Source organism: Moorena sp. SIO3I8 (assembly GCF_010692325.1).
In the GTDB taxonomy this organism is placed as follows: Bacteria; Cyanobacteriota; Cyanobacteriia; order Cyanobacteriales; family Coleofasciculaceae; genus Moorena.
Window position 1 is genome coordinate 1 of record NZ_JAAHHW010000388.1, and the last position, 1,408, is coordinate 1,408.

Annotated in this window: 1 protein-coding gene and 1 pseudogene; both read right to left on the bottom strand. The window is 45.0% G+C overall.

Annotated features, from left to right (window positions below):
- Positions 1 to 610 precede the first annotated feature (610 nt).
- Positions 611 to 830 (bottom strand): annotated as a pseudogene (locus F6K51_RS37235) (reverse transcriptase/maturase family protein); the annotation flags it as partial.
- Positions 831 to 898: 68 nt separating this feature from the next.
- Positions 899 to 1,297 carry a transposase gene (locus tag F6K51_RS37240; protein ID WP_293031197.1) on the bottom strand — a complete coding sequence of 133 codons (399 nt, stop codon included), beginning with the start codon at positions 1,295 to 1,297 and terminating at the stop codon, positions 899 to 901.
- Positions 1,298 to 1,408: the final 111 nt, after the last annotated feature.

The following is a 1,408-nucleotide window of genomic DNA, read 5'->3' on the forward strand; positions in this document are numbered from 1 at the left end:
TTAAGGTTTTAGGCAATAGTCGTACCAACCGCAAACCTAGTTGTGCTTGTGTTGTTGTGCCATAACCGCCGAAAGACTCGGAAATTCCAAGGCCACCGCCGATACCACCACCAGGTACAGCACGACCAGGTGCAATCGAAGTTTGCGATTGAAAACACTGATCACGGACTCATTTGCTTTGAACTTTCCTCGTAACTCTTAGCTAGTCAAGTCAATAATTACCTGCAAACATGGTCTTCGTCATGCAAGGTTTGTAGGATAGCAGTTCGGCTATAACTCCTTGTCGCACCTGTCGAATCATTTCACGGGTTGACCAATGGTATTCATTGAGAAATCGACAATTGGCGCTAGCAGAAATGACCTTGACAATATTCTGGCAGTGGATGTCCTATAGCTTGTAAAAACAATCCTAGTAACGGGCTGTTTGCTATCCCGTTGGTAGGCACTCGGCATCAATCCGAGTAGGGTATACACGCTCGCTTTGGGCGTGGGCAAGAATTGAAACCAAAGTTCAAGCTATCTATTGTTTCTATTGTTTGCACGCCCTTTTCTCTCATCTGTGCCTACTGCTTGGCAAGTGGTTCATTTGTACTAGTGCAAGAGGTGAGTTATGGTTGATTTTATCGAAACATTTGGCAATGTCGGCATCTAGTACCCATTTAGGTTTTTGGTTGATGCCTGTGAATATTGCTTCAATCGCATCGTGACAGGAGCGTCCTGGTCTGAATCCGTATGAATTGGGTTCAAAGCGTGCTTCCCATTCAGGTTAAACATGCCTGTTTAGTTAGTGCCTGTAATGCGCGGTCATACATGGTCGGGATTCCCAATGGGGGACTTGCAATAAAATAAGATACCCATATTCGTCGGGACAATTGTAATATCCCATTTGGGTAATGTGTCAGAACGACACCTTGAAAGTTGATAGGATTCCAATTCCTTGGGGTTTAGGTCTCAACCCTTTTTCATAGATGGTGTCCAATATATGTACTGTTGGTGTGCAGCCGTTACAACTCATGTTTGTAGCCCATTGGACAACAGCTTCAACCGAGTCATAAATTGCGCCATTCCAATAGTTCTCCAACGCAGCCCAACACCGCTCAATCGGATTGTACTTGCTGTGATAGGGAGGGTAGTACTTTACGCGGATGCGGGTTGCAATTGCCCGAGACCATTCAACCATGCCCTTGATAAATTGGGTGCGGTTGCGGAGGGTGGCACTGCCTCCATCTAGATTAATCACTAATTCGTCGAATTGAGTCGGTTGGAATTGATTGTCATTCAACCTAGGGCGTGTCATCAATCAAAATGTTTGACAGAAGTAGCTTGATAGGATATTCGTGTAAATCCTGCAATCACAATAGGTGGGCATAAATGATTATGAAACGTTATGGCTGGCGAGATGACCAGT

Coding starts and splice junctions, on each gene's coding strand:
- F6K51_RS37240 (WP_293031197.1), bottom strand. CDS start 1,297: ATGACACGCCCTAGGTTGAATGACAATCAATTCCAACCGACTCAATTC.